This window comes from Mesorhizobium sp. M7A.F.Ca.CA.002.15.2.1 (genome assembly GCF_003998715.1).
Classification (GTDB): Bacteria; Pseudomonadota; Alphaproteobacteria; order Rhizobiales; family Rhizobiaceae; genus Mesorhizobium; species Mesorhizobium ciceri.
On sequence record NZ_RZPI01000569.1, the window covers coordinates 1 to 3,760 of the forward strand.

General features: G+C 62.0%; 5 protein-coding genes. 4 read left to right on the forward strand and 1 reads right to left on the reverse strand.

The annotated features are described in order from the left end of the window. Both ENZ74_RS25230 and ENZ74_RS25235 read left to right on the forward strand, forming a co-directional pair. The coding region (locus tag ENZ74_RS25230; protein WP_164761194.1) for an ABC transporter permease at window positions 1–576 on the forward strand (576 nt) is incomplete at its 5' end. A gap of 38 nt (window positions 577–614) precedes the next feature. Further along, window positions 615–1,625: an ABC transporter substrate-binding protein gene (locus ENZ74_RS25235; protein ID WP_013529865.1), complete on the forward strand. Its 1,011-nt coding sequence runs from the start codon at window positions 615–617 to the stop codon at window positions 1,623–1,625. Between the two features lie 38 nt (window positions 1,626–1,663). Here the strand turns inward: ENZ74_RS25235 and ENZ74_RS25240 are convergent, their stop codons facing one another. Further along, window positions 1,664–2,089 (reverse strand): hypothetical protein, encoded by a 426-nt coding sequence (locus tag ENZ74_RS25240; protein WP_063168893.1) that lies wholly within the window; start codon window positions 2,087–2,089, stop codon window positions 1,664–1,666. 100 nt (window positions 2,090–2,189) lie between these two features. Here ENZ74_RS25240 and ENZ74_RS25245 point away from each other — a divergent pair, with 100 nt between their 5' ends. Together ENZ74_RS25245 and ENZ74_RS25250 are read left to right on the forward strand one after the other, a co-directional pair. Beyond that, the gene (locus ENZ74_RS25245) at window positions 2,190–3,218 is read left to right on the forward strand and encodes a BMP family protein (RefSeq protein WP_063168892.1); all 1,029 of its coding nucleotides are present in this window, start codon (window positions 2,190–2,192) and stop codon (window positions 3,216–3,218) included. A gap of 76 nt (window positions 3,219–3,294) precedes the next feature. After that, window positions 3,295–3,760: ATP-binding cassette domain-containing protein (locus ENZ74_RS25250; protein ID WP_127313062.1), on the forward strand; the 466-nt coding region annotated here is incomplete at its 3' end.

Below are 3,760 nucleotides of genomic sequence, written 5' to 3' on the forward strand. Positions count from 1 at the left end.
ATCCTGTTCGGCTTCCTGGTCTCGGTCGTGGTCGGCATTGCCATTGCGCTGGTCATCGTGCGCTTCGATTGGTTGGGACGCGCGCTGTATCCACTGGTGGTGCTGTTCCAGAACGTGCCGAAAGTCGCCCTCGCGCCGATCTTCATCCTCTGGTTCGGCTATGGGCTGGCGCCCAAGATCGGCCTGATCCTGGTCATCGCCTTCTTTCCGGTGACGCTCTCCATGCTGGCGGGCATGCAATCGGTCGACCGCTCGCTGCTGTCGCTGATGAATTCCGTCGGGGCCAGCCCGACGCAGATCCTGTTCAGGATCCGCGTTCCGCACTCGCTGCCGAACCTGATGGCCGGAACCAAGATCGCCGCCACGTTGAGCGTGATCGGCGCCATCGTCGGTGAGTTCGCCGGGGCGTCGGACGGTCTCGGCTACGTCATCCAGTTCGCGTCGACCCAGCTCGACACGGCGCTGGTCTTCGCAGCGCTGCTGCTCGTTTCCGTGCTTGGCATCGCCTTCTACTACGCCGCCGAAATCCTAGAACGCATCGTGGTGCCGTGGGCGCCGAAATTCAGCCAATCCTAGGCCCGCTCGATCAACCAAATTCATAAAAGGGAACAAAAATGCTGAGACGCTCACTTATCAAGGCCGCTACCTTCGCGGCGTTTGTCACGGCACTCGGCTTCTCCAGCGCGGCTCTGGCGGCGGACAAGGTCAACGTCCAGCTCGACTGGGTCGTGCGCGGCAATCACGCCATGTTCTTCGTCGGCAAGGAAAAGGGCTTCTTCGCCAAGAACGACATCGATGTGGCCGAGATCCGCAAGGGATCCGGCTCGCCGGACGCGATGCGGCTGGTGGGCAATGAGAACGCGGATTTCGGGTTCGGCGATCTTCCCACGCTTGCCGTCGCACGGTCGCAGAATGTCCCGGTCGTGGCGCTGGCAGCCGTCAATCAGCACTCGCCGCTGGGGATCATTTCGCTGGCCAAGACGCTGAAGCTCACCAAGCCGTCCGACCTCAAGGGACTGACCATCGGCATTCATCCGGCCGGTTCCACCTACATCTTCTTCAAAGGCTTCCTGGCCGCCAATGGCCTGACCGAAAAGGACATGACGCTGAACAGCGTCTCGCCTCCCTATGAAAGCTATTTGCTGCTTGGCCGGGTTCAGACGGTCGTCGGCTATATCGATGCGGAGGTTCCCGAACTGGAAGCGAAGGCCGGGGGCCCGGGCTCGCTCAGCATCATGATGGGGGCGGACTATGGGTGGAAAGCCTATGGCTCCGGCCTGTTCACCTCGCAGGCGATGATCAAGGACAAGCCGGACGTCGTGCGCCGCTTCGTCAAGGCATATAGGGAGGCCTTCGACTATGTCGTGGCTCATCCGGAAGAGGCCGCCGAGATCACCGCCAAGGCAGCGCCCGGCTATGCGGACAAGAAGGACGTACTGCTGGCGCAGATCAATGCCGACATCGCCTCGACGTTCACCAGCCCGGACACCAAGGAACACGGTCTCGGCTGGATGACGAAGACGCAGTGGGAGGAGACCCTAAAGACGCTGACGGACCAGGGCGTGCTCAAGGCGGCTCTGTCGGCGGACGACGTCTTCACCGACGCGTTCCTGGCAAAGGAATAAGAGGCTCGCGATGTTCGAACGGACGCGGGAATGAGCGCCTACCGGCAGGCCAGGCTGTCCTGCGCCATGGCGCAGGACACATCGCGCTCGCCTTTCGCCGCATCGGTGCGGTCGAGCGTGATCTGCACGCGGGTGGCATATGCTCGGCTCGCCAGACCGCACCACAGCCGCTCGACGGGCAGGTTCTCGCGCTTGTCGTTGAGGATCGTGAACGTGCCGGTCTTCGCATCGAACCAGAGCTCGACGCGGGTCTTCTTGCCCGGCTCGATCGTTGCGATCCCGGCCGAATACCAGTGGGCGAAGTCGGCGTTGCAGGAGAGGCCTTCGCTGCCCGCATTCGAAATCGTCAACGGAACCATGTCGAGCCCGTCAGTGCCGGTGCGGACGACGACATGGTGCAACTCAACCGCGTTGGCGAAGGACGATAACGCCAGCATCACCGGAAGGGCATAACGGATCTTCACTTTGCCTGAGCTCCACAATGTAATTTTTCCTAGGCAGTCTATCTCGCTTTCGCGCAATAACAATAAGAATATTGATTGGTGAAACAACAGAGAGGGTAACATGTTAAAGCTTCTTAAGAGCAGTGTAAGTGCAGTTATATTAGTCGGTGTCTTGATTAGCGGCGCGCTTGCCGGCGAGGTCAAGTCGATCGCCATCCTGACGCCCGAAGAAGGCACGGACTACGGCTGGAACCAGCAAGGCATCGATGCCGCCAAGGCGGCTGGCAAGGCCGCCGGCGTCGAAGTGGTCGTGGCCCAGGGCCTCGGCTATGGCGATGTTCGCCCGACCTTGCGGGAACTTGCCTCCGACGGCGCCAGCCTGCTGATCGCGCATGCCAGCGGCTACAACACCTCGGCGCCTGAAATCGCCAAGGAATTGAAAGTTCCGGTGGCAATCGTCGACACGCCAGCCGGCCTGGAGAAGGGCCTTGTCGCCGACTATACGCTGAGCGGCCACGAGGGCGCCTATCTCGCCGGCCGTCTCGCCGCCAAGGTGTCGCGTTCCAAGTCGGTCGGCATCGTGGTGTCGGGCGAACCGCCATCGTGGAATTCGCAGTCGGCGGCGTTCGCGCAAGGCGTGAAGGCGGAGAACCCGGACGTCAAGATCACCTACGCGGTGATCGGCCCGGCCGCCTACAGCGATGCGGCCGGCGGCAAGCGCGTCACCGAAAGCGTGATCGCATCGGGCGCCGACATCATCTTCGGCCAAGGCAACGGTTCGAGCTTCGGCATGCTGCAGGCGGTCGAGACGACCAAGGCAGCCGATGGCGGCAAGGTCTATTTCATCGACGTCATCGGCGACAAGTCACCGATCGACAAGGGCTTCCTGCTGTCGTCGGTGGTGTGGAATATCGAGCCGGTCTATGCGGCGATGATTGCCGACCTGAAGGCGGACACGTTCGGCACCAAACACTATACGATCGGCCTCAAGGACGACTCGGTCAAGTTGCTGAAGACCGCTGCGATCCCGGACAATGTCTGGACGGAAATCCAGGCGCTGCGCGAGGACGTCATTTCCGGCAAGATCAAGGTCGAGCCGGTCTATGACGCGGCCGCCGTAAGGGCACTGATGACCAGCGTCGCCCAGTAAGGCGATCATGGTCGGCTGCCGGAGGGGTGATCCGTTCACCCCTCCGGACGATTCCTGTTTTTTGGTGCTGGGCTTCATGAGCGGTTTTTCTTCATCGTCCGTTGCCGGGCGCGACATCGTCGCGCTTGAAGGCGTGACCAAACGGTTCCCCGGCATCGTTGCCAATGACAGCGTCGACCTGTCGATCCGCCCGGGCGAAGTGCATGTGCTGCTGGGCGAGAACGGCGCTGGAAAATCGACATTGATCGGCATGTTGTCCGGCCTGCAGCAGCCTGACGAAGGACGCATACTGGTCGACGGCAAACCGACGCCGATCACCTCGCCACGCCATGCGCTGGCACTCGGCATAGGCACCGTATTCCAGCACATGATGCTGGTGCCGACGCTGACGGTGGCGGAGAACCTCCTGCTTGGCGGGCCGTGGTGGCAGCGCCCCAGGACCGAGGAACTGGCGGCGCGCGTCGCCGAGATCACCGGCACGCTCGGCATCACCGTCAAGCTTCAAGCCAAGGTATCGGAGTTGTCGCTCGGCGAGCAGCAGC